Consider the following 23,373-nt stretch of genomic DNA (forward strand, 5'->3'; position numbering starts at 1 on the left):
TTGCCGCGTAAAATTACGAAAATATCTTTGGAAGATGCGGCAAATAAGGAATTAATATTTTATATGGCCTGGCTATCAGGGCTGAGGCGCTCAAAAGCCCGTTTGCCGTGGGCGGCGTGCTGGCGGCGCAGCGCCTTTATACCTGCTTGCCGTGGCCATAACGACACAACAAGCCAGGGGCGGGGCATGTTCAGCACGAAGCGGCTTTTTGCCAGGGTGCCTTAATACGTGGGCATGGTGGGGTCTACGAGCGTGGCCCAGGCGTGTATGCCGCCTTTCAGGTTGAGGAGGTTCTCGTAGCCCAGGCGCTGGGTGAGGTAGTGGATGGCCTGCGCGCTCCGGAAACCGTGGTGGCAGATCATCACCACGGGTATGTCGCGGCGGATGCGGCTGGCCTGCTTTGGCAGATCGCCCAGCGGCACAAGCTCGCCGCCCAGGTTGCAAAGCTCAAACTCCGACGGCTCCCGCACATCCACGAGCTGTATGTTGGTGCTGTGTGCCAGCCGCGCTTTCAGTTCCTGAGCCGTAATCTCGTCCATGGGGGTGTGCTGCTTTGGGTTATGGGGATATAGATGTAGCGCTGCCGCGGCCGGATTGTTTCGCCGAGCGCTCAAAATTACGCAGTAGTTTGTTTACATTCGCTGCCTCAGGCTTTTAAATTGCGATGATGAATATCCTTCAAACTTTAGGGGAGGCCCTGCTGGCCATGGATCCGTTTGAGCTGATCGGCGTGCTGACGGGTGTGGTGAATGTATGGCTGGCCACCCGACAGAATATCTGGGCGTGGCCCGTGGGTCTGGTCAGCGTGTCGATGTACGTGCTGGTGTTTTATGATGCCCGCCTGTACGCCGACATGGGCTTGAACGCCTTTTACTTCATCACGAGCCTGTACGGGTGGTATGTGTGGCTCTACGGCGGCAAAGGCCATACCACGCGCAAGGTTGGCCACGTACACCCAAGAGAACTGGCGACGCTCATCGGCCTGGGGGTGGTGTTCACGCTGGGCCTGGGCTACTTTCTGGACAATTACACTGATGCTGACCTTTCTTATACCGATGCCGCCACCACGGCCATTAGCCTGATCGGCTACTGGATGATGGCCAAGAAGCAGATCGAGAACTGGGTGGTATGGCTGGTGGTAGACGTGCTTTACGTAGGCGTTTATTTTTACAAAGAACTCTACCTGACCAGTTTTCTGTACTTCATCTTCCTGTTGCTCTGCATCAAAGGGTACCGCGACTGGAGCAGGGATTTGCAGGCCCGGCAACTGGTTGCGGCCCAAGGGAACGCATAGTGCTACAATTTCGTCTTTTTGTGAAATACTTAGCGGGTACGTTTCTCGTAAACGTTAAGCAAACACTAGTGCTGCGCTCCTCCATCCGGACGTAGATTGTTTCACCACCAACCTTGCAGCATATGAAACAACGTAAACTTGAGTTACCCGAAGAGTTGAAGTTTGAGAATCGCTTAAAGTGGGGGTATGAGTCCCCTGACGAAAGCCCGAAGCAAGTGAATTTAAACCAGCATGGCGTTGAACAGCCCAAAGTTGTAGAAGTGTACAACTTCTACGATTACAGCTTTTCACATAATTGAACGAATTTCATTGCGTATATAAACACCGGGAGGGAGGTATGAAAATGCCTCCCTCCCGCGTTTTAAAGGCAAGCCGTCCCGGCCCGCACTGCCACTGACCAGCGGATCACCCTGAGCTGCGTTTTCTTTAATCTGCGTTTGCCCTTGCCGCAACCCTGAAATTGAAGCGCATTTTACCGACATTTGCCCCTATGTTACGAGTCGCCATCACAGGCCCGGAATCGACGGGCAAGTCTACCATGGCCGGGCAGCTGGCCCAGCACTATGGCACGGTATGGGTACCGGAGTACGCCCGCACTTACGTCGGCAACCTGGGCAGGCCATATACCCTGGCAGACATTGAGGCCATCGCCCGGGGGCAGCTGGCGCTGGAAGAGCAGGCGCGGCTACAGGCCAGGGATATTCTCTTCGCCGACACCGATTTGCTGGTGCTCAAGGTATGGAGCGAGCATGCCTTTGGCCATTGCCCCGCCTGGATGCTCGAGCAGTTAAAGCGGCAGGACTATAACCTTTGCCTGCTGATGGGCGTTGATTTGCCGTGGGAGCCCGACCCGCAGCGCGAGCACCCGCACCTGCGCCAGTTTTTCTACGACTGGTACAAGCGGGAGCTACAGGCCATGGGCGTGCCGTTTGCCGAGATCCACGGCCAACACGCGGAGCGGCTGCAACGGGCCCGCCAGCACGTGGATGCGCTTCTGGACAACAACATTCACCTGAAATAACGAAACAATGCTATACTTCATAGAAAACGACGCATACCGAGTGGGGGTAGAGAGCCTGGGGGCTGAGCTGCAGCACCTCGTGAAAAAAGACGAGAACATGGAGCTGATCTGGGCGGGAGACCCTTCCGTCTGGGCAGGCCACGCCCCTAACCTGTTCCCGATCGTGGGCGAGTTGCCAGGCCAGCAGTATACCTACAACAACGAAACCTTCCATATGCTGCGCCATGGCTTCGCCCGCCGCCGGGAGTTCAGGCTGGTGGAGGAGCAGCGCGAGAAAATGGTGTTCGAGCTCACCCACGATGAGCAGACGCTGGAGCAGTATCCCTTCAAGTTCAGGTTTCTGGTCGCATACAGGCTGAAGGGGAACAGCCTCGCAGTCACGTATCAGGTAACCAACACCGACCATACCAAGCTGTACTTCTCAGTGGGGGCGCACCCGGGCTTTAACATGCCGCTATACCCTAACGAGCGTTACGAAGACTATTACCTGGAGTTTGAGAAGGAGGAAACCGCAAGCCGCCACCTGCTGAACGCCCAGGGCCTGCAAAATGGCGAAACAGAGCGCGTGCTGGACCAAAGCAAGATCCTGCCGCTGAGCCACGACCTCTTCGATCAGGATGCCCTGGTGCTCAAGCGCCTCAACTCAGAGAAGGTGACCCTGGCAAGCCACACAAACCCGATGCGGATTGAGGTGGCATTTGAGGGGTTCCCATACCTGGGTATCTGGTCGAAGCCGGGGCCGTTTGTGTGCATCGAGCCGTGGTGCGGCCTTGCCAGCCGGGAGGGCGACACCGGGGAGTTAGAGGAAAAGGAGGGTATAAACGAGTTGCCTCCCGGGCAGACATTTGAGCGCACATTCACTGTTACGGTCCAGTAACAAAGCGATAGGACAAGCCTTAACGACAACGGCCCCACCAGATTTTGTATCTGGTGGGGCCGTTGTCGTTAAGCTGTGCTTAAGGGCTGGGGTCAATGCAACGATGGCTCCGGAAACTTCGGTACTTTGATGTTCCGGAAATCATACCGTGGCTCAAAGTCGTTGATAGGCAGTGATATACCCGGCGGCAGGTCCAGGTCTGGCAGGTCATCGCCGAGCGGCTCGCCTCCGTCATCGTCATTGTCAGTGGATGGAGGGCGGTTGAATCTTTTGCGTGGGGCGAATGCATAGTAGGCTAATATCGTTAAAAGCGCTACTGTATATAAAATGCTGATCATCATCGCGGTATACTTTAATACATCTGGTTTTCTGGTGGCCTTATTTTCCGGGAAGGGGCCTTGCGCTATACAGGCGAGAAGCGGGCTGCCCGGTAATTTTTACAACGTACTTTTGCCCTAAGTGGTTATCTGTAAAGCCAGTTTTTGAGTAGGCAAATGGCTACCGGAGCCAAAACGGATTCGGGCCCCACAATGTTGCGCTTTGCTTTAGACCGATTCGCCCCGTACCTTTGGGGCAGTTTAGGGGGTGCCTTATCAAAACGGGCTGAGATCATACCCATTGCACCTGATCCGGGTAATGCCGGCGAAGGGAAAAAACGGGAAACTAATTTGAACAGGATGCCTGCCCCCTGGCATGCCTGTATGTTTCACCAGTTGATTACAATTCAGAATGCGTAAATTTTTAATCGCGGTGGCAGCTATCCTGCTGCCCCTGCAACTGCTGGCCCAGTACCAGCTGAGCGGGCGCGTAACCGATGCCGCCAAAGGCGAGCCACTGGTCGGCGCCAACGTAACGCTTGCGCGTATGGGCACTGGCGTGTCTACGGGTGCAGACGGCGCCTTTTCTTTTCAGGGCCTGCCAGCAGGCACCTATACCCTGCAGGTGCGCTTTTTGGGGTATGCGCCAAAGACCGTGGCAGTGCGCCTGCGGCAAGACACCGACCTGAGCGTGCCGATGCAACCGCAGGCCCTGCAGGCCAGCGAGGTGGTGGTGCAGGCCACACGGGCCGATACGCGCACCGGCACCACCTTCACCAACGTGAGCCAAGAGGAGATTGCGGCCCGAAACTTTGGCCAGGACCTGCCTTACCTGCTGGAGCAGGTGCCCTCGGTGGTGGTAAACTCAGACGCGGGCGCAGGCGTGGGCTATACCGGTATCCGTATCCGGGGCTCCGACATCACGCGCATCAACGTTACGGTGAACGGCATCCCGATCAACGACTCCGAAAGCCACGGCGTGTTTTTCGTGAACATGCCTGACTTTGCCTCCTCGGTGCAGGACATACAGGTGCAGCGTGGGGTGGGCACCTCCACTAATGGGGCGGGCGCTTTCGGGGCCAGTCTCAACATCCAGACGGAGCAGGTGCGGCGCGAGGCCTACGCCGAGACCGACAACACCTTCGGCTCATACAACACCTGGCGCAACAACGTGCGCTTCGGCACGGGCCTGCTCAACGGCAAGTTCGCCTTCGATGGCCGCCTCTCGCGCATCGCCTCCGACGGCTACGTGGACCGCGCCTCCTCCGACCTGAAATCCTTTTACTTCTCGGGCGGCTACTACGGCGACAAGACATCGGTGAAATTCATCACCTTCTCGGGCAAGGAGCAGACTTACCAGGCCTGGTATGGCACGCCTGAGGCGCTAGTGTACGGCAACGCCGCCGACCTGCAGGCCTACATCGACCGGAATTACATTGAGGGCGCAGACCGCGAGAACCTGCTGACCTCTGGCCGCCGGTATAACTTCTATACCTACGACAACGAGACAGACAACTACCAGCAGGACCACTACCAACTGCACGTGTCGCATGATTTTATGCCGGAGCTCAGCTTCTCGGGGGCGCTGCACTATACCTATGGGCGGGGCTACTACGAGCAGTTTCGGGCCGATGATGACCTGGCGGACTATGGCCTGGCCAACGTTGTGATCGGCGATGAAGAGGTTGCCACCACCGACCTGATCCGCCGCCGCTGGCTCGACAATGATTTTTACGGTGCCACCTACGCGCTGCAGTATACCCCCAACAGTAAGCTGCACGCCACGCTCGGCGGCGCCTGGAACCGGTATGCGGGCAGCCATTTCGGGGAGATTATCTGGGCGCGCTTTGCCTCTACCTCCAACATCCGCGACCGGTACTACGACAATGACGCCAAGAAGACCGATTTCAACGTCTTCGCGAAAGTGAACTACAGCCTCACGGAGCAGTTGCATGTGTTCGGCGACCTGCAGCTGCGCACCGTCAACTACGATTTCCTTGGGTTCGACAACGATGGCGAGAACATCACGCAAAACGCCAGCTATACCTTCCGGAACCCGAAAGTGGGCATCTCCTACGACCTGCAGCCTGCGCACCAGTTGTATGCCTCGTACGCCGTGGGCAACCGCGAGCCGGTGCGCGACGACTTCACTGAGTCGACGCCAAGCAGCCGCCCGAAGCACGAGCAACTGCAGAACGTGGAGGCCGGGTACCGCGGTCAGTTTGCCCTGGCGCAGCTCGCCGGGATGCCTTTGCTGGCAAATGTGGAGCTGAACGCCTACCTGATGGATTATACCAACCAACTGGTGCTGACCGGGCAGATTAACGACGTGGGAGCCTATACCCGCACCAACATCCCGGACAGTTACCGCCAGGGCGTGGAGCTGGCCGGTGCCCTGAAGTTAGGGGAGAATGCAACTTTCAGCACCAATCTGGCCTATAGCAACAGCCGCATCGATTTGTTTAATGAGTTTGTGGATGACTACGAGAACGGGGACCAGGTACAAAACAGGTATGATAAAACGCGCATCGCCTTCTCGCCGGACTGGGTGACCACGAACCAGCTGGAGGTGCAGCCGCTGAAAGGGCTGCGGGCGGCTTTCCTCTACAAAACCGTGAGCAAGCAGTACCTCGACAACACTGAGAACGACAGCCGCATTATCCCGGCCTACCAAGTGGGCGATTTGCGGTTCCGGTATACCGTGGGCTTTAAAAGCCTGCTGAAGGAACTGGAACTGGGGCTGCTGATTAACAACGTGTTCAACGAGCGGTATGCGGCCAACGGGTATACCTTCAGCTATATCTACGGCGACCAGATCACCGAGAACTTCTATTACCCGCAGGCCACCCGCAACTACCTGCTGTCTGTAGGGCTGAAGTTTTAAGCACGCCTCTCCGCTGCTATATGGAAAAGCCTCGCCAACCGGTGAGGCTTTTTTTGATGGATTGCCGCCAAAATTGCTAACTTGCTTTTATGGATTGTGTTCATGCCAAACGGCAAAAACAATCAATTATCAACAACTAACAACCAAGCTATGGCCCACGAATCCGCAGGAGCGCCCGACTATTTCCAGATTGATGATTTGCTGACCGAAGAGCACCTGCTGATCCGGCAGACGATGCGCGATTTCGTGAAGCGTGAGATATCCCCCGACATTGAGCGGTGGGCACAGGAGGCGCACTTCCCGTCAGAGATCGTGAAGAAGTTTGGCGACGTGGGGGCCTTTGGTCCAACCATCCCGACAGAGTATGGCGGCGGCGGCCTCGACTACATCAGCTACGGCATCATTATGGAGGAAATCGAGCGCGGCGACTCCGGTATGCGCTCCACAGCCTCAGTGCAGGGCTCGCTGGTGATGTACCCGATCTACAAGTACGGATCTGAGGAGCAGCGCAAGAAGTACCTGCCCAAGCTGGCCAGCGGCGAGTGGCTCGGCTGCTTCGGCCTGACGGAGCCGGACTTTGGCTCTAACCCCGCCGGTATGGTGACGAACCTCAAAGCCCAGGGCGACCACTACCTGCTGAACGGGGCCAAAATGTGGATATCGAACTCGCCGGAGTGCCAGGTGGCGGTGGTATGGGCCAAGAACGATGAAGGCCGCATCAAAGGCGTGCTGGTGGAGCGGGGTATGGAAGGCTTCTCGACGCCCGAGATCCACAACAAGTGGAGCCTACGCGCCAGCACCACCGGCGAGCTGGTGTTTGACAACGTGAAAATACCGAAGGAGAATATTTTGCCCAATATCGAAGGCCTGCGCGGCCCGCTCGGCTGCCTCGACTCTGCCCGCTACGGCATCTCCTGGGGAGCGATAGGTGCCGCCATCGACTGCTACGAGTCAGCCCTGAGGTATAGCCTGGAGCGCATCCAGTTCGACAAGCCGATCGGGGCCTTTCAACTCACGCAAAAAAAGCTGGCCGAAATGCTGACCGAGATCACAAAGGCGCAGTTGCTGGCCTGGCGACTGGGCACCCTGATGAACGAGGGCAAGGCCACCACGCAGCAGATCTCGATGGCCAAGCGCAACAACGTGGACATGGCGCTGCACATCGCCCGCGAGGCGCGTCAGATTCATGGGGGTATGGGCATCACGGGTGAGTACCCGATTATGCGGCATATGATGAACCTGGAATCGGTAATTACCTACGAGGGGACCCACGACATCCACCTGCTGATCACAGGCGCAGACATTACCGGTATTCAGGCGTTCAAGTAAGCGTTTTGCTTTTTTGGGGAAGTGTCGTTTGGATGGATAGGCTGGGCTCTTTTCTAATATGGTTTTTGGAGTGTATGTCTGTGTCGCAACGGCCACTGGGGGCAGACACTCACAGGTTTTGCAAACACTGTGAGGTCTTTGGTCCTGCTGCCATACCCAATAAATGCTAACCATGTTAGATTTATTGGATATGTGTATAAAATAGTTAGCAAAAATAGCTAAATTCGTCTGTTGAAATGGAGCAAAAGCACAAGCATAGTTGTTACTGTAACAGCATAAGAAGCTGCAATTTTAGTAGAGAATAAGAGATGAGGGAAGATTATCTTACAGGTGAGAAGGAGCATCTGTCGCCAGCCGAGCGCGATGTAGACAAGGCTCTCCGGCCGCTAAGCTTTAGCGACTTCACCGGTCAGGCCAAGGTGGTGGAGAACCTGAAAATATTTGTGCTGGCCGCCCGGCGCAGGGGCGAGGCACTGGACCACGTGTTGCTGCACGGCCCTCCGGGACTGGGTAAAACCACGCTGTCGCATATCATCGCCGCCGAACTGGATGCCGGCATCAAAATGACTTCCGGTCCGGTGTTGGACAAGCCCAGCGACCTGGCGGGGCTGCTGACAAACTTGGAGACGAACGACGTGCTGTTTATCGACGAAATTCATCGCCTGAACCCGATCGTGGAAGAATACCTCTACTCGGCCATGGAGGATTACAAGATCGATATTATGCTGGATTCAGGCCCGAATGCGCGCTCGGTGCAAATCAGCCTGAACCCGTTTACCCTGATTGGCGCCACTACCCGCTCCGGCCTGCTGACTGCGCCGCTGCGTGCCCGTTTCAGCATCAACAGCCGTCTGGAGTATTACGACTCGGAACTGCTGACCTCTATCGTGAAAAGATCGGCGATGCTTTTGGGGGCTCCTATACATGAGGACGCGGCTTTTGAGATTGCCCGCCGCAGCCGGGGCACACCCCGCATCGCCAACAACCTGCTGCGCCGCACCCGCGACTTCGCCCAGGTGAAAAGCGACGGCACCATCTCCGTGGAAATTGCCAAGTTTGCCCTGCATGCCCTGGATGTAGACCACAATGGCCTGGATGATATGGACAAGCGCATCCTGCTGTGCATCATCGACAAGTATAAAGGCGGCCCCGTGGGGATTTCCACCATCGCCACAGCGTGCGGCGAGGAAGCTGAGACGATTGAAGAAGTATATGAGCCCTTCCTGATTCAGGAGGGATATATAAAACGGACTGCCCGCGGCCGCGAGGCGACAGAGGCGGCCTACCGGCACCTGGGTAAAATTCCGCCACAGCAGGTAACGGCAGGCGGTTTGTTTGACCAGGAAAAGTAAAGCTGTTTGTGATTGCGTTTTACGAAGAAGCAGGCTCAGTGCCTGCTTCTTTTATTTTATACTACTCTCTGGCGCAAGCGTCCGCTTGTGCCACTTTAGCGAGTATAGTATAGAAGCAGCACAAGCGGGCGCTTGCGCTATAAAAGGCCAGATTAAACCACCTCAAGCCTGCGCCTGGATTTATTTTGGCTTACTTTTGTTTCCACTAAAGCACAGACAGCAGCACAAGGTATAGCATTGAACAAAGACAACTACACCCAATTGATCAAGCAGAAGGCCAGCGAACTGGGCTTTATGTACTGCGGCATATCCAAAGCGGATTTTCTGGAGGAGGAGGCCCCCCGGCTGGAGCGGTGGCTGAACCAGAACATGCACGGGCAGATGCACTACATGGAGAACCACTTCGACAAACGCCTGGACCCGCGCCTGCTGGTGGACGGGGCAAAATCTGTGGTGTCGCTGCTGCTAAACTACTTCCCCGAAAAAGAGAACCAGCAACCAGAGGATACCTATAAAATCTCGAAGTACGCGTATGGCACCGATTATCACTTTGTGATCAAGGAGAAGCTAAAAATACTGCTGGAATATATAAACGAAGCGATAGGAGAGGTGGGCGGTCGCTGCTTCGTAGACTCAGCCCCGGTGCTGGACAAAGCGTGGGCGAAGAAAAGCGGCCTTGGGTGGGTAGGCAAAAACAGCAACCTGATCACACCGCAGGTAGGCAGTTTCTATTTTATTGCCGAGCTGATCATTGACCTGGAGCTAACCCCTGACGGCCCGATCAAAGATTATTGTGGTTCCTGTACCCGCTGCCTCGACGCTTGCCCGACCGATGCGATTACGGAGCCTTATGTGGTAGACGGCAGCAAGTGCATTTCATACTTCACGATTGAGCTGAAAGACCAGTTGCCGCAGGAGATGGAGGGGAAATTCGGGAACTGGGTATTTGGGTGTGATATATGCCAGGACGTGTGCCCGTGGAACCGCTTCAGCAAGCCCCATCAGGAAGCTGCTTTTGCTCCGCATCCCCACTTGGCTGAGATGAAAGCAGGCGATTGGCAGGAACTGACAAAAGAGGTTTTTGCGCAGCTATTTAAGAAGTCCGCAGTAAAGCGCACGGGGTATAGTGGTTTACTGCGGAACATCCAGTTTATAGCGCAAAAGCCAGAGGATGACTAAGGCTTTATGCTTGTGCCCTCAAAAATACTTTGTTTAGGATAACAAGGTATACACCAGAGAATTGATCGTAACACCACTGCTTAAGTTGGCGCAGCTCATCTGCCGCCAAAACTCTGAATGCCTTTCTTAATTCCTTCTCAAACAACATCTTGTCAAAACTGACTTTCAACAGAATTGTCTTTATGTACTCCAACATTTTCTTAGAATATAATTAGTATAGTTAATGATATGTCACATATACGCAGCAAAGTTATCAAAGTAAGTAGTCACTTACAACTTTGTATAAAATTTTTCGGGTGAGCTATAGTAACTTTCTGTTTTTTAGTAATTTATCGTAAAAATACCTTTTGTAAGAGGTATAGGAAGCAGTAGTAAAAGATGTGTTGCAGCAGTAGGTTGAGGACCAGGTAAACAGAGCATTTCATACATACCGCTTAAACAGTAGTGCGGCCTGTAGCCGGGAAGCAGTTATAGTCAGGCAAGGAAAAAAACTCTGCCCTTACTCACCAGAATCAGAGGTATACAAATAAAGCCGCAACATGGCGGCTTTATTTGCAATTGTATAAAAGTAGGGGTTATTAGGTATAGGGGACTATACAATAAACAGGCCAGCAATATCCAGCACTGCTTGCTTAGTAAGCGGCTCATCAAAAGCCTCGCTAACTTGGGCGGCAGATACACCAGAAATAGAAGGCACGTTTACGCCTGCTTGTGTTGTCTGTGCTTCTCCATCATATATAGCCTGTGTGGCTGCCGGCATGCCAGCACCACGCTCATCGTTTGTAATCCAGCCTTTCAGGCCACGGATTCTGCGCACAATGGCAGCATGGCGTGCCTCAACGGCATGAATCTGCAGCGCAGCTGTCAGGACGCCTGAGTTGCTCACCAGGTTACCGGCCTGTCCTTTGTAGGCACGAACACCTGTGTCTTCAAACGCCTGAGAAAGCGCCAGGTAAGTAGCTGGGTTTGTGTTCCAGTCCGGGAAGGCACCACCAGCAGAGAAATCGAAAGTCGGCTTGGCTACTGGAGTAGCATTCATGCTCTGGATCGCAGTTTTAAGGAAAGCTACGTGCGCTACCTCATGGTCACGCACATCCGTAAAGAATGCTCTGTTCTCAGAGGCAATAGCGCCACTTGCATCCAGACCCATCTGATAGAACTCAGCCTCCAAGTACTCCAGTGTCAGGGCGAAGTTCAGTACATCGGCAATGCTGCCGCTTGACTGACCATAGGCCTTCTTGAACATAGTGCCCAATGCGATAGGCGCTGCTGCAAAGGCTACTTTTTTTCCGAAACTACCAAAGCTGCTGAAAGCCTGGCGTCGGGAAGAAAGACGGTCATAAACCTCACCGTCTACTTTTTCTATATCTTTAATTATCTTGAATATGTTCATGTCTGTATCTCCTGTTGCTTATTTAGGTAAATTGCTGAAATTGATTTCAGTAGCGATGTAGGTTTTGGCAGCGGCCAATACATCAGCCGGAGCCATTGCTTTGTCCAATCCGTTTGCATCAATCTGAGCCGCGCCGTATGCGCGGGCATTGTTGCTGATCAGGTCATGGATAGCGGCAGCGTGTCTTGCTTCTACCGAAACAATCTTACCTGCAAGCAAGAGGTAGTCTAAACCAGCCCCTGTGTCTGTCAATAACTTTCCAGCGCCGTTATATGCAGCTACGCCTAAGTCTTCGAAAGTCTTGGCTGCGTTTAGCACACTGGTTTTGTTTTTAAAGTCGATAGAGCTGAAATCCACTTCCAGGTTCGGAATGGCACTAGTGCCTAAAGCGGCCTTGAAAAGTTCGCGGTGAGCTACCTCATGCGCTTTCAGGTCCTGCATCACGGCCATTTCGGCAGAAGACAGGGCTGAAGCGGAGTTTGCTACTACTGCGGTATAAAATGCTGCCTCAAGCTGCTCTAAAGCATAGGCATAGTTCAGGATACCTACGTCGCCGGAGCCTAAGTCTACGGCAGTGTTTGATGGCGGTGTCACGTCATCATCGTCGTCGCAGGAAGTAGTTAACAGGAGTGTAGTGGCTGCTGCCGTGGCACCAGCGTATCGGAAAAACATGCGTCGTTGCATTGGGCTGCCCAAGGACTTCATCAGCCCTCCTTCGTTCTCTTCGGGCGTTGTCTGTTTCATCATAATTATACTGTTTTAGATAGTTTAAAAAGCATTGAGGTAGGCGACCCTCAGAAACTATGAACCAAGGCACCACACTCTTTTATTGTATGGACTAGACCTACGATGACTCAGTAAAGTTTGGATTGCACGAAGTGAAAAAAAATAAGGCAGTTGTCATGGTGAAACCTGTTTCGGGGAATTTAAGATTCTTCGATTTAACGAAAAACCCCTCTTGTGTGCATCTGAGGCAGGTATTGGCTCGGTATCAAGGCAAGAAAAAAGAATTTCAAGGGCAATAAAATTATCGGATATATGACGAAACACAATAATTGTGAAAGAAAAATAAAAGCAAAAATTGCACTATTATCATAATGGGTTGGTGTTTGGTAACGCGGCTGGCTTTTGTTTTAGCAGGCCTTGGTGTGGCAGCCATACCTCTTTTATTTGTACATTTGTTTTGAGCAAGCCATACCTTTGCGGCTTGCCTACCAAAAGGCTATGCGGTTATTCGTGCTTCTTCTACTTCTGTTTTTTGCTGCTGTGGCGCCAGCCGGGGCGCAGCAGATCAGCCTGGAGTTGCGCAAGAGCCCGTTGCCGATCAACCAGTACTACACGATCTCGATTAAGCTGCAGAACCAGCAGCTGAAAGAGTATACCCCCTTCCCGGAGATTGACGGCTTTAAGAAGAGCAACAAATACTCGTCCACCAAAACCATCATCACGGGCGGGAAAACCACCACGATCCTGACCGTTACGCAGAACTATGCGCCGCTGAACGAGGGAGTATATGTGCTGAAGCCCTTCGCGATGAAAGTGAACGGGCAAAACGTGCAGTCGCAGGGTATGCAGATAGAAGTATTGCCGGTGTCCGCGAATGCTCCCCCTAACCTGAACCAGCCCGACCTGATCTCGGAAGAGGCGAACGAGCCCGTGACCGAGGATGACCAGGAGTTTGTGGACAAGGACGACAACGCGTTCCTGACCATTTATACCAATAAGGAGGAGGTGTTTGTGGGGGAAGGCGTGAATGTGGTGCTATACTTTTACCTTGCCGAGACCGACCAGCCTTTACTCGATTTCTATGATTTCGGCAATCAACTGACGGGTATACTGAAGCAGCTGAAACAGCCCCACGCCTGGGAGGAGGCGTTTGACTATACCGAAATCACACCCGAAAACGTGATCGTTCGGGGCGAGCCTTACCTGCGGTATAAGCTATATGAGGCCGTCCTGTTCCCGCTGAACCGCGAGCCGTTGCGTTTCCCGCAACTAAAGCTACAGATGATCAAGTATAGAGTGGCCAAAAACCCAAGCCTGCTCACCCAGGACCGTCAGGAGGGCTACAAGATTTTTTACTCCCGCGAGCGGGTGATTCCGGTAAAAGAGCTGCCGCCACACCCGCTGCGTGACGTGGTGCCTGTGGGCGACTATCGGCTGACGGAAAAACTGTCGAAGAAAAAAGTAGCTGTAAATAAGAGTTTTACTTATCTTTTCGAGGTGGAAGGCGAGGGTAACCTGGCGGCCATTATGCCACCTGCGCCGCAAGCACCCGCAGGGCTGGAGTTTTACCCGCCCGATGTGCAGCAGGACGTGACCAAGCGGGATGGCCGGGTGGTGGGCGCGAAGTCGTTTGCCTATGCCGTGCTGCCGCGCGCGTCGGGGCGCTACAAAATGAGCGAGACGCTATACTGGATTTACTTTAACCCCGCCACCGCCGCATACGATACCCTGCGGCCATCGCTGCAAATGCAGGTCACGGGCCTGAGCACCCAGGGCGCTGTGGTTTTATCTAAAGATTTAGGTTCCTTTTATAATATTATCGAAAACGAAGACAACACGCTGGTAGACATGCACCTGCTGGATAAGGTCAGGCGCTATACCAACCTGATTATGCTGGTGCTACTGTCGGTGTCTGCCTTCGTTTTCCTAAAAAAATAGAGCATGAGCAATACATACGGAAAACTCTTCCGCATTACAACTTTCGGCGAGTCGCATGGCGCGGCTGTGGGCGTGATCGTAGACGGCTGCCCTGCCGGCCTGGAGGTAAACGCCGCTGAGATACAGCACGCCCTCGACCGCCGCCGTCCGGGGCAGTCCAAAATCACGACGCCGCGGCAGGAGGAAGACAAAGTAACGATCCTGTCCGGGTTGTTTGAAGACAGAACGCAGGGCACGCCCATCGCGATGGTGGTCAACAACAAAGACCAGCACAGCCACGACTACAGCCATATACAGCATGCTTTCCGCCCCTCGCACGCCGACTATACCTATACCGCCAAGTATGGGTCCCGCGATTACCGGGGAGGTGGCCGCAGCTCGGCCCGCGAAACGGTGGCCCGGGTAGCCGCAGGCGCACTGGCCGCCAAGCTGCTCCAGAAATATGGGATCACCATCAAAGCCTATGTGTCGCAGGTGGGCATGATTAAAGTGAGTAAGCCCTACACCGAGCTGGACCTGAGCCAGATCGACGCAAACATAGTGCGCTGCCCCGACGGTGCCACCGCCGCCCGCATGATCAGTTTGATAGAGGATGCCCGCGACAGCCTGGACACGATTGGCGGCGTGGTGAGCTGCGTGATACAGGGTGTGCCCGCTGGCTTGGGAGAGCCTGTGTTCGATAAGCTGCACGCGGAACTGGGCAAGGCCATGCTGAGCATAAACGCCGTGAAGGGCTTTGAGTATGGCAGTGGCTTTGAGGGCGTGAAGATGCGCGGCTCACAGCACAACGACGAGTTCTATACCGATGCCGAAGGCAATATACGTACGCGCACCAACCACTCGGGGGGTATACAGGGCGGTATCAGCAACGGGCAGGACATCTACTTCAACGTTGCCTTTAAGCCGGTGGCCACTATACTGCAGCCGCAGCAAACGATAAACGACACAGGAGAGGACATCACCCTAACCGGGAAGGGCCGCCACGACCCGTGCGTACTGCCGCGCGCCGTCCCGATTGTGGACGCCATGGCCGCTTTGGTATTGGCTGACTTTATGATGCGTCAGCAGGCAAACAAATTGTAAGTCTCCCGTTGCCCGAGGATTTGCCGGTACGATAGCAGGGTATGTATATAGCAGGGTATGTATAAAGTGAAAGTGCCACGCTGTTTTCAGCGTGGCACTTTCACTTTATACATACCCTATTGCCTTAAAACAGCTGCAGGTGCACCACCAGGAACCAGATCAGGATCAGGGCTGGTAGCAGAAACGGAATGGAGTAACGAACGATATAGGCAAAGAACGACGGCATTTTGATGCCTGCGCTTTCAGCAATCGCCTTCACCATAAAGTTAGGCCCGTTACCGATGTACGTGAAGGCACCAAACAGCACGGCTGCCAGCGAGATGGCCTCCAGGAGCACCAGCGTGGCCGGGTCGGCCCCGGTGCCGGTGGCAAACTGCCGCACTTCCACCACACTATTCTGCGCCATGTCGTACTTGGCCATGGCCAGCGACAGGAAGTTGGCATAGGTTGGGGCATTGTCCAGAAAGCCGGAAAGAGAGCCTGTTGCCCAGTACAGGAAGTTTGGTGTGATGTACTGCGAGAACTGCGGCGCAGAGGCAATGGCGGCCGAGAGTTGCAGGGCTGGCATCATCGTGAAGAAGATACCGAAAAATAGGAACACCACCTCCAGAATCGGGTGAAAGTTGAATTTGTTTCCCGCCAGCGCGGTTTTGCTCGAGAAACGGAAGCAAAAGAACGATGCTGTGAGCTGGATTACTTCGCGCAGGAAGGAGAGCTTGCTGCCATCGTATGAGATGTAGGGCAGCCCCTCAATCACGTTCGGGTCCAGGAAGATAGCGCCGATGATGATCGCCAGCCAGAACAAGTTGCGCTTGCCAGACACGTAAAACTCCGTCTTCGCCCGGTTTTTGGCCACCACTTCGGGCTTGGGTATATAAGCCTCTTTGTTGCGGCTGTCGACCACGAAAAAGATCAGGCACAGCAGGGTAATCGTCAGGACCCAGGGAATAAACAGGTGCTGGAGCGTCCAGAAGAACGGTACGCCTTTCAGGAAGCCGATAAACAGCGGAGGATCTCCAAGCGGCGTGAGCAAGCCACCGGCATTGCTCACGATAAAGATAAAGAAGATGATCTGGTATGGCTTGATGCGGTGCACATTCAGGCGGATAAACGGCCGGATGAGCAGGAGCGAGGCCCCCGTAGTGCCCACAAAGTTGGCCAGCACTGCGCCTACCGCCACCAGGGCCACATTCATCAGCGGCGTGGCATTGGCATTGATATTGATGTATATACCGCCGGCGGCGATATACAGTGAGCTCAGCAGAATGGCGAAAGAGGCATACTCGGCCAGGGTATGGGCAGGCATATGGTAATCCTGCAGGATGAACAGGTAATAGGCCAGCACAGTCAGGCCAAGCGTAACCGCGACAGTCTTGTAATTATGTTCCCAGAAGTGGCCGAAGAAAATCGGGCCGGCGGCGATCATGCCGATCAAAATCAGGAAGGGGATTATCAAAAAAGCAGGGAGCGCATGCTGGGCTTGCGCCAGCAGAATAAAGTTGGTTAGCATGATTAAAATTATGCGGTGTTATGTCTGTTCAGATTTGCTTGCCCCGCAAAGATACATTTTCTGGGGTAAATTGCTATTCCAACTGCGCTCTGCGCTGGTTTCCTTGTGCTTCTGGGGCGAAGCCGGAAACAGGCGAACTGTACTTCTCAGAAATATTGATTAATTTTGGAAACTTTCAGATATAACCGTCGGTTTTAATCTTAAATAAGAATCTCATGTTAGAAAATAAAGAAAAAGTGGTTTCTGTATACGCAGAGGCCAACCCTAACCCAGAGTCGATGAAGTTTGTGATGAACGTGCAACTGCTGCCGGAAGGCCAGAGCGTGGATTATCCAACTTTAGAGAGCGCTCTTGAGTCTCCGCTGGCGCAGGAGCTATTCAACTTTGATTATGTTTCGCGCGTGTTCATCGCCAGTAACTTTGTCACTGTTACCAAGGGCTCAGAGCTGGAATGGGTAAAGCTGATCCCGGAACTGCGCACTTTTCTGAAGTCATACATAGAGTCTGGCGGCCCTGCCTTTAACGAGGGTTTCTCGGCCACCAAGCAGGAAGGCACCGCCGTAAGCAGCGACGCCTCTGCCGAAGACGCTGAAATCTCTAAAAAAGTGATTGACCTGTTGGAAAACTACGTGCGCCCAGCGGTAGAGCAGGACGGCGGTAACATTACATTCAAGTCGTACCACGAAGGTGTGGTAACGGTTTTCCTGCAAGGCTCTTGCAGCGGCTGCCCATCTGCCACCGTCACACTCAAAGCCGGTATCGAGAACCTGCTGAAGCGCATGGTGCCTGAGGTAACGGAAGTTGTGGCAGACGGCGTGACGGTATAAATAGCCCGCCAAACATCCATACATCATATATAAATCAGCCAGCCACGAAAGAGGCTGGCTGATTTATTTTCAGGCCTAGACTGAAGATAAATCAGGCTCATGCTGTAAAGCAAACTTATACCATTATCGAATGGATTCAGCGTACTGGAGTTTTTTCATTTCGTGAATTTTGCAACTGTAAACACTGGCGCAAGCGTCCGCTTGTGCTTTCATATGAAATGCGGCAGATGGGATGCATTGTGAGTCACAAGCGGACGCTTGCGCCATAGAGCGGATCTATGCGTACCAATCAATTGATAATGGTATTATATGGCGCAAGCGTATGCTTGTGCTTCACAATGAATCCGAACAATAGCGGCACAAGCGGACGCTTGCGCCAGAGCAGTCAGGAGAAGGAAAGCTGTTGTAAAGGATGATTGGGTATAAAGCAAACGCATCGGCTCAGGCACCTGTATTCTGCTCTACAAGCACTGCCCGTGTCCTTATCCTGTATAGGTATAGGTAATGGTATACCTATACCTATACCTATACCCCCTTTTCAAGGCGAAGCTATACAGCTGGAGACAGGCCTTAAAACAGAAAAGCCCGAAGCTTAACGCCTCGGGCTTTTCTGTTATGGTTAGCTATACCTGGCCTAGCGCACAGTGCGTGCTACCTGTGGCGCAGTGTCAGCTGACTTTTTGTCCTTCATGGTATCTACCACGATTGGCGTGGCGATGAACAGGGACGAGTACGTACCGAACATCACACCGATGATCATGGCCAGCGAGAAGCCGCGGAGCACCTCACCACCGAAGATGAAGAGAATCACAACCACCAGGAACAAGGTCAGGGAAGTAATGATGGTACGGCTGAACGTGCTGATCAGGGCCGGGTTCACGATGTCGCGGATATGCGCGCGCGGGTTATCGTGCATGTACTCACGCACACGGTCGAAAATTACCACGGTATCGTTGATCGAGAAACCGATGATGGTCAGTACCGCCGCGATGAACACCTGATCCATTTCGTACGAGATACCGAATAGGTCCAGGATAGAGAACACCGCGATGATCATCAGGGCATCGTGCAGCAAGGCTACCACGCCGCCCAGCGAGAACTGCCACTTACGGAAACGGATCATCACATAAACGAAGATACCCACCAGCGCGAGCAGCACCGCGATCAGGGCTGTGTTCTGGATGTCATCCGCCATGGTTGCACCTACCTTTGCAGAGCTCAGCACTTCCGGATTCAGGTTGTTATACTGCCCTAATCCTGCCATCAGGGCAGTTTTCACCTGCTCGTCCGCCTGGATGCTCTCATCGTCGGCCAACCAGCTGGTCGTGATCTTGAGCCGGTTAGGAGAATCGTATGTTTTTACTTCTGTGCCTGCCTGCTGGAAATCGTCAACCAGTGCCGTACGCACATCAGAAGCCGGAACAGCCTCGTCAAACTCTACCACGTAAGAGCGACCGCCCCGGAAGTCAACGCCCAGGTTAGGGCCACCGTTGATGTACATGGCCACAAAACCGAATACCAATACCGCCAGAGAGAAGGCATAGGCCGGCTTTCTGTAGGCCATCACGTCAAACGTGATGTTACGGAACATTCTGTCGGCAAGGGAGGTCGAGAAAGCCAGTTTTCCGCCTTTCTTGAAGGTATTCTCCACAAACAGACGGGAGATGAACACAGAGGTGAAGAAGGAAGTGACGATACCGATCATCAGGGTGATGGCGAAGCCTTTTACCGGGCCGGAACCGAAGAAGTAAAGGATAAAGCCTACCAGGAAGGTGGTTACGTTCGCATCCAAGATCGTGCTGAACGCCTTTTCATACCCTTTGTTGATGATCTCGCGCATGCTGAGCCCTTTCGCGGCTTCTTCGCGCATACGCTCAAATATCAGTACGTTCGCATCCACGGCCATACCCAGGGTAAGCACGATACCTGCGATACCGGGCAATGTAAGCGCCGCGTTAAACTGCGCCAGCACACCCAGGATAAAGAACACGTTGAAAAGCAGGGCCAGGTCAGCGATGAAACCGCCGCGGCTGTAGTACGCGATCATGAACAGCACCACGATACCAAAACCGGCGAGTGTAGAAATCAAACCCTGGCTGATGGCCTCCTGACCCAATGACGGGCCAACAACGGCCTCTTCCACGATGCGGGTAGGAGCGGGCATTTTACCAGCCTTCAGGATGTTGGCTAAGTCTTGCGCTTCCTCTACCGTAAAGTTACCGGAGATGGAGGAGCTACCGCCCGTGATCTCGCCCTGCACCACCGGGGCAGAGTATACATAGTTGTCAAGCACGATGGCTACCTGGCGGCCTACGTTGTCGCCGGTAAGGCGGGCCCACTTCTTGGCGCCTGTCGGGTTCATCGTCATGCTGATTTCCGGACGGCCTGTCTGGTCGAAGTCCTGGCGGGCGTCGTTGATCACTTCTCCGGTCATCGGGGCATTGCCACCGCGGCCTTTTTTGATGGCATAGAACTCTACAAACTCCTGGCGGTTGTCACCCGCGATCGGCTTCACGCCCCACAGGAACTTCATGTTCGGCGGGAACATGGTGCGCACTTCCGGGCGGCGGAAGATGTCGTTGATCTTGGCTGTGTCGCGCACGTTGGCACCGATGCCGCCTGGCATCTGTGTGAAGAGGCTGGCCAGAACGCCTGTCTGGGCTGCGGCAGTCGTGTCAAGGGCAGTAGCGTTGGAGTCGGTTGGGGTTGCGGCGGCAAGCGCGGCAGAGTCACCGGCAATGGTAGAGTCGCCGGAGGCGGCGGCCTGTGCCAGCACATCCTCGTTGGCATCTTGCACGGTGGCACCCTGTGGGGCCGCTGCGGCAAGCGCGTCTTTTTGTTTTTCGCTGGAGGAGGTTGCGCCCAGGTTCAGTTTACCCGCCTGCTGCTGCTTGTCGAGGTACTGCCCCAACTGCACGAAATACGGGCTAAACTCCTGCGGAGACCATACTTCCCAGAACTCCAGGTTGGCCATACCCTGCAACAGGTTACGCACGCGGTCTGGGTTGTCAATGCCTGGCAACTCGATCTGGATACGGCCCGTGCCTTTCAGGCGCTGGATGTTTGGCTGGTTCACGCCGAACTTGTCGATACGTGTGCGCAGGATGTTGAACGAGCGGTCGATGGCATCTTCCACCTCGGCATCAATCACCTTTATCACTTCGTCGTTGGTAGACTCGTAGCTGATCTTGCCACGGTTAGAGGTGTTGGAGAAGATCCGGCTCAGGCGGCCACTTGGCTCAATTTCGCGGTATGCCTCAGCAAAAAGCGATGTGAAGCGCTCCTGGCTGCTTTTCTGCAGCTCCTGCGCACGGGCCAGTGCCTTCAGGAAGTTAGGGTCTTTGCTGTTGCCCGACATGGAGCGGATGATCTCCACCGGGGAAACCTCCAATACCACGTGCATACCGCCTTTCAGGTCGAGGCCAAGGCCAAGCTCGTTTTCCTTCACCTCCTGGTAGGTCATGCCCATATAAACTGTCTCCTTCGCGATAGAGTCGAGGTAGCTCTGCTGCTTCACGAAGTTCACATTGCCTTGTGCGTCTGTGGCATAGGCCGCGGCGTCTTTCTGCACATTGCGGGCAATAAAGGAGAATGACAGGTAGTAGAGGCAAAGCGCCGATACAATCACTGTCAGAACGATTATTAACGTTTTGTTCCGCATTAGTTAGTAATGATAAAGTATGTATAAAATAAAGTAAGGGTGCTGATTCATAGCGCCTTGCCGGGCCTATAAGCAAAATGCAGTAAAAGGCGAATGCGTTCCGGCAACTGCAGAATATTGGTCTGCGGGCATGCTGGGGGTAGCAAGGCGTAAACGGGGAGAGGGGAGGGACCGCCTAGGGGGCGTTGGGTTGTATGATAATAGGGAAAAGCTGCGCCACAAAACCGATGCCCGGAGGTATGGTGGTATAGGCGGGCAGCAGCTCGTTGGTTGGGTTGGCAAAGGTAGGGTGCTGCGGAAGCGGCACGGACGCCTGGTGCAGGTTTAGCGCCACAAACGAGGTGGTGGCCTCCAGCGACACTTTCTGCTTCACAACCGTTTTGCCCTCAGCGGCGGGTACCGCCAGCTGCGCCCCGGATTGCTGCGCCGAGGCCGGGGTATACGCCACCACTTCCTGGCCGTTGAGCATGAGCGCCCAGAGCAGGGTAAAAGACATCAAAAGATGCTTTACGTGGCAGGATATGTTTTTGGCCTTTGGCATGATGCAGGTATAGCTGCAAATGTAAGGTCTTTTATCTGAAAAAAAGAAATCCTTAGCGGTTAATGTCTATAAATCGCTTCACGTCGTTCTTTTTGCCGATAAGGATCAGAATGTCTGACGGATAGATGATGGTGTCGGCCTTCGGCACGCCGATGATGTGCTCCACCTGGGTGGGCTTTCCGGCCTGGATCTCCTCAAAAAAGCGCTTGATGGTGATCAGGTTGAGGTTATACTTCTCGCGGAGCGAGATCTTGGCGATACTGCGGTTGGCGATGTTGCGCGGCGCATTGATCTCCACAATCTCATAGTTGTCGGGCAGCGGCAGGAACGTCCGGATGCTGGGCTGCAGCAGGCGCTCGGCCACGGTTTTGCCTACCTCGCCCTCCGGCGAGAGGATCTCCTGCACGCCCATCTTCTCCAGGATGCGGCGCTGCTGCTTGTTGGAGGCGCGCGTGATCACCCGCTTCACGTTCAGTTCCTGCAGGTTGGCCGTCGTGATCAGCAGGGCCTCAAAATCCTCCCCGATGGCCACGATCACGGCGTCGAGATCCTGCACGTTCTGCGCCTCCAGGGCCCGGATATCCGTTGCGTCCAGCGCCACCGCGTAAGACACCTCGTCTTTGATGGTTTCTACGTGGTCTTCGTTATTGTCGATGGCGATTACCTCGGCACCGCGCTCCGCCAGCGTGGTGGCGATGGACCTGCCGAAGATACCCAGCCCGATTACAGCAAACTTGTGCCTCATGGTTTTATTTTTGCGTTCAAAAATGTGGTAAGCACCTCCAGCCCTTTCTCGAAATGGTGATTGTTCGGGATAATGATGTCGGCGTCGTTCTTATACGGCTTTATATACTTTTCGTAAGTGGGGGCCACGTGATTGGTATACCGGTACAGCACATCGTCCAGGTCATACCCGCGCTCGATGCGGTCGCGCACGATGCGGCGCTGCAGCTTGATGTACTCCTTGGCGTCGATGTATACCTTGAGGTCCAGCAGGTTGGCGATCTCCTCGAAGTAGAACACGAAAATCCCCTCCACCACCACGATGGGCGCGGGCCTGAACTCAAGTTGCTTCGGCACCACGTTCGGGTTGTTGAAGGTATACTCGGTGCGGGACACGGTTTCTCCCCGGCTCACTTTCAGAATGTCCTGGGCATAGGCCTCATGGTCGATGCAGGAGGGCAGGTCGAAGTTGACGATCCCGTTAAAGTCTGTGGTCTGGTGCTCGCGCGACTTGTAGTAATTGTCCTGGGAGATGAGACAGACATCCTCCGGGGAGAACGACGTGAGCAGCTGGTTCAGAAAAGTGGTTTTGCCTGAAGCACTACCTCCTGTAATCCCGACAATGAATGGCTTTTGCATAGGAAGTTATGGTTGCAGGCTACAAAATTAACATATAAAAACGGACAAGGCCACTGCCCTGTGCATTTTTAATAGAGGC

General features: G+C 54.1%; 21 protein-coding genes and 1 riboswitch. Of the genes, 11 read left to right on the forward strand and 10 right to left on the reverse strand.

Going from position 1 to position 23,373, the window contains the following annotated elements; all coding sequences use genetic code 11:
* Window positions 1-59 precede the first annotated feature (59 nt).
* Complete coding sequence (locus tag MKJ04_RS22750; RefSeq protein WP_262918051.1) at window positions 60-188, reverse strand: hypothetical protein; 129 nt, start codon at window positions 186-188, stop codon at window positions 60-62.
* Window positions 189-221: 33 nt separating this feature from the next.
* Window positions 222-539 (reverse strand): rhodanese-like domain-containing protein, encoded by a 318-nt coding sequence (locus tag MKJ04_RS03845; RefSeq protein WP_241639550.1) that lies wholly within the window; start codon window positions 537-539, stop codon window positions 222-224.
* 125 nt (window positions 540-664) lie between these two features.
* Here MKJ04_RS03845 and pnuC point away from each other — a divergent pair, with 125 nt between their 5' ends.
* The 4 genes from pnuC to MKJ04_RS03865 all read left to right on the forward strand — a co-directional run bounded on the left by pnuC (window position 665) and on the right by MKJ04_RS03865 (window position 3,192).
* The gene (pnuC, locus tag MKJ04_RS03850; protein ID WP_241639551.1) at window positions 665-1,294 is read left to right on the forward strand and encodes a nicotinamide riboside transporter PnuC; all 630 of its coding nucleotides are present in this window, start codon (window positions 665-667) and stop codon (window positions 1,292-1,294) included.
* Between the two features lie 122 nt (window positions 1,295-1,416).
* A complete protein-coding gene (locus MKJ04_RS03855; RefSeq protein ID WP_241639552.1) occupies window positions 1,417-1,593 on the forward strand; it encodes a hypothetical protein in 177 nt (58 codons plus the stop codon).
* 191 nt (window positions 1,594-1,784) lie between these two features.
* Complete coding sequence (locus MKJ04_RS03860) at window positions 1,785-2,315, forward strand: AAA family ATPase (protein ID WP_241639553.1); 531 nt, start codon at window positions 1,785-1,787, stop codon at window positions 2,313-2,315.
* Between the two features lie 7 nt (window positions 2,316-2,322).
* On the forward strand, window positions 2,323-3,192 hold the full coding sequence (locus tag MKJ04_RS03865; RefSeq protein ID WP_241639554.1) for an aldose 1-epimerase family protein: 870 nt from the start codon (window positions 2,323-2,325) through the stop codon (window positions 3,190-3,192).
* 92 nt (window positions 3,193-3,284) lie between these two features.
* Here the strand turns inward: MKJ04_RS03865 and MKJ04_RS03870 are convergent, their stop codons facing one another.
* Window positions 3,285-3,533: a hypothetical protein gene (locus MKJ04_RS03870; protein WP_241639556.1), complete on the reverse strand. Its 249-nt coding sequence runs from the start codon at window positions 3,531-3,533 to the stop codon at window positions 3,285-3,287.
* Between the two features lie 230 nt (window positions 3,534-3,763).
* A riboswitch (TPP riboswitch) is annotated at window positions 3,764-3,861 on the forward strand.
* Window positions 3,862-3,921: 60 nt separating this feature from the next.
* On the opposite strand from MKJ04_RS03870, the gene MKJ04_RS03875 reads away from it, so the two are divergent.
* From MKJ04_RS03875 to queG, 4 genes are all read left to right on the forward strand, one after another.
* Window positions 3,922-6,393: a TonB-dependent receptor gene (locus MKJ04_RS03875; protein WP_241639558.1), complete on the forward strand. Its 2,472-nt coding sequence runs from the start codon at window positions 3,922-3,924 to the stop codon at window positions 6,391-6,393.
* A gap of 150 nt (window positions 6,394-6,543) precedes the next feature.
* A complete protein-coding gene (locus MKJ04_RS03880; protein ID WP_241639560.1) occupies window positions 6,544-7,722 on the forward strand; it encodes an acyl-CoA dehydrogenase family protein in 1,179 nt (392 codons plus the stop codon).
* 308 nt (window positions 7,723-8,030) lie between these two features.
* Window positions 8,031-9,074, forward strand: coding sequence for a Holliday junction branch migration DNA helicase RuvB (ruvB, locus tag MKJ04_RS03885; protein ID WP_241639562.1), 1,044 nt, complete (start codon window positions 8,031-8,033; stop codon window positions 9,072-9,074).
* 237 nt (window positions 9,075-9,311) lie between these two features.
* Window positions 9,312-10,253: a tRNA epoxyqueuosine(34) reductase QueG gene (queG, locus tag MKJ04_RS03890; RefSeq protein WP_262918052.1), complete on the forward strand. Its 942-nt coding sequence runs from the start codon at window positions 9,312-9,314 to the stop codon at window positions 10,251-10,253.
* 592 nt (window positions 10,254-10,845) lie between these two features.
* Here queG and MKJ04_RS03900 read toward each other — a convergent pair.
* Window positions 10,846-11,646: a ferritin-like domain-containing protein gene (locus MKJ04_RS03900; RefSeq protein ID WP_241639566.1), complete on the reverse strand. Its 801-nt coding sequence runs from the start codon at window positions 11,644-11,646 to the stop codon at window positions 10,846-10,848.
* Window positions 11,647-11,664: 18 nt separating this feature from the next.
* The gene (locus MKJ04_RS03905) at window positions 11,665-12,393 is read right to left on the reverse strand and encodes a ferritin-like domain-containing protein (protein WP_317246699.1); all 729 of its coding nucleotides are present in this window, start codon (window positions 12,391-12,393) and stop codon (window positions 11,665-11,667) included.
* 489 nt (window positions 12,394-12,882) lie between these two features.
* On the opposite strand from MKJ04_RS03905, the gene MKJ04_RS03910 reads away from it, so the two are divergent.
* Together MKJ04_RS03910 and aroC are read left to right on the forward strand one after the other, a co-directional pair.
* Window positions 12,883-14,310 carry a BatD family protein gene (locus MKJ04_RS03910; RefSeq protein WP_241639568.1) on the forward strand — a complete coding sequence of 476 codons (1,428 nt, stop codon included), beginning with the start codon at window positions 12,883-12,885 and terminating at the stop codon, window positions 14,308-14,310.
* 3 nt (window positions 14,311-14,313) lie between these two features.
* Window positions 14,314-15,393, forward strand: coding sequence for a chorismate synthase (gene aroC, locus MKJ04_RS03915; RefSeq protein ID WP_241639570.1), 1,080 nt, complete (start codon window positions 14,314-14,316; stop codon window positions 15,391-15,393).
* 124 nt (window positions 15,394-15,517) lie between these two features.
* Here the strand turns inward: aroC and MKJ04_RS03920 are convergent, their stop codons facing one another.
* Window positions 15,518-16,903: a sodium:proton antiporter gene (locus MKJ04_RS03920; RefSeq protein WP_241639572.1), complete on the reverse strand. Its 1,386-nt coding sequence runs from the start codon at window positions 16,901-16,903 to the stop codon at window positions 15,518-15,520.
* A gap of 215 nt (window positions 16,904-17,118) precedes the next feature.
* Here MKJ04_RS03920 and MKJ04_RS03925 point away from each other — a divergent pair, with 215 nt between their 5' ends.
* Window positions 17,119-17,730, forward strand: coding sequence for a NifU family protein (locus MKJ04_RS03925; RefSeq protein ID WP_241639573.1), 612 nt, complete (start codon window positions 17,119-17,121; stop codon window positions 17,728-17,730).
* Window positions 17,731-18,364: 634 nt separating this feature from the next.
* Here MKJ04_RS03925 and secDF read toward each other — a convergent pair.
* From secDF to udk, 4 genes are all read right to left on the reverse strand, one after another.
* A complete protein-coding gene (secDF, locus tag MKJ04_RS03930) occupies window positions 18,365-21,391 on the reverse strand; it encodes a protein translocase subunit SecDF (protein ID WP_241639574.1) in 3,027 nt (1,008 codons plus the stop codon).
* A 175-nt stretch (window positions 21,392-21,566) separates the two neighbouring features.
* On the reverse strand, window positions 21,567-21,887 hold the full coding sequence (locus tag MKJ04_RS03935; RefSeq protein WP_241639575.1) for an RNA methyltransferase: 321 nt from the start codon (window positions 21,885-21,887) through the stop codon (window positions 21,567-21,569).
* Window positions 21,888-21,984: 97 nt separating this feature from the next.
* Window positions 21,985-22,677: a potassium channel family protein gene (locus MKJ04_RS03940; RefSeq protein WP_241639576.1), complete on the reverse strand. Its 693-nt coding sequence runs from the start codon at window positions 22,675-22,677 to the stop codon at window positions 21,985-21,987.
* Entirely contained in the window at window positions 22,674-23,294 is a 621-nt protein-coding gene (udk, locus tag MKJ04_RS03945; RefSeq protein ID WP_241639577.1) for a uridine kinase, read from the reverse strand. Before udk ends, MKJ04_RS03940 begins: the two co-directional genes overlap by 4 nt.
* Between the last annotated feature and the right edge of the window lie 79 nt (window positions 23,295-23,373).

The organism is Pontibacter sp. E15-1 (genome assembly GCF_022601975.1).
In the GTDB taxonomy this organism is placed as follows: domain Bacteria; phylum Bacteroidota; class Bacteroidia; order Cytophagales; family Hymenobacteraceae; genus Pontibacter.

Bases quoted from the DNA above. Each gene is read 5' to 3' on its own strand.
- MKJ04_RS03940 (WP_241639576.1), bottom strand. From the start codon at position 22,677: ATGAGGCACAAGTTTGCTGTAATCGGGCTGGGTATCTTCGGCAGGTCC.
- MKJ04_RS03925 (WP_241639573.1), top strand. From the start codon at position 17,119: ATGTTAGAAAATAAAGAAAAAGTGGTTTCTGTATACGCAGAGGCCAAC.
- secDF (WP_241639574.1), bottom strand. From the start codon at position 21,391: ATGCGGAACAAAACGTTAATAATCGTTCTGACAGTGATTGTATCGGCG.
- MKJ04_RS03860 (WP_241639553.1), top strand. From the start codon at position 1,785: ATGTTACGAGTCGCCATCACAGGCCCGGAATCGACGGGCAAGTCTACC.
- MKJ04_RS03875 (WP_241639558.1), top strand. From the start codon at position 3,922: ATGCGTAAATTTTTAATCGCGGTGGCAGCTATCCTGCTGCCCCTGCAA.
- pnuC (WP_241639551.1), top strand. From the start codon at position 665: ATGATGAATATCCTTCAAACTTTAGGGGAGGCCCTGCTGGCCATGGAT.
- aroC (WP_241639570.1), top strand. From the start codon at position 14,314: ATGAGCAATACATACGGAAAACTCTTCCGCATTACAACTTTCGGCGAG.
- MKJ04_RS03855 (WP_241639552.1), top strand. From the start codon at position 1,417: ATGAAACAACGTAAACTTGAGTTACCCGAAGAGTTGAAGTTTGAGAAT.
- MKJ04_RS03900 (WP_241639566.1), bottom strand. From the start codon at position 11,646: ATGAACATATTCAAGATAATTAAAGATATAGAAAAAGTAGACGGTGAG.
- MKJ04_RS22750 (WP_262918051.1), bottom strand. From the start codon at position 188: ATGCCCCGCCCCTGGCTTGTTGTGTCGTTATGGCCACGGCAAGCAGGT.
- MKJ04_RS03905 (WP_317246699.1), bottom strand. From the start codon at position 12,393: ATGATGAAACAGACAACGCCCGAAGAGAACGAAGGAGGGCTGATGAAG.
- udk (WP_241639577.1), bottom strand. From the start codon at position 23,294: ATGCAAAAGCCATTCATTGTCGGGATTACAGGAGGTAGTGCTTCAGGC.
- ruvB (WP_241639562.1), top strand. From the start codon at position 8,031: ATGAGGGAAGATTATCTTACAGGTGAGAAGGAGCATCTGTCGCCAGCC.
- MKJ04_RS03865 (WP_241639554.1), top strand. From the start codon at position 2,323: ATGCTATACTTCATAGAAAACGACGCATACCGAGTGGGGGTAGAGAGC.
- MKJ04_RS03920 (WP_241639572.1), bottom strand. From the start codon at position 16,903: ATGCTAACCAACTTTATTCTGCTGGCGCAAGCCCAGCATGCGCTCCCT.
- MKJ04_RS03870 (WP_241639556.1), bottom strand. From the start codon at position 3,533: ATGATGATCAGCATTTTATATACAGTAGCGCTTTTAACGATATTAGCC.
- MKJ04_RS03880 (WP_241639560.1), top strand. From the start codon at position 6,544: ATGGCCCACGAATCCGCAGGAGCGCCCGACTATTTCCAGATTGATGAT.
- MKJ04_RS03935 (WP_241639575.1), bottom strand. From the start codon at position 21,887: ATGTCTTTTACCCTGCTCTGGGCGCTCATGCTCAACGGCCAGGAAGTG.
- MKJ04_RS03845 (WP_241639550.1), bottom strand. From the start codon at position 539: ATGGACGAGATTACGGCTCAGGAACTGAAAGCGCGGCTGGCACACAGC.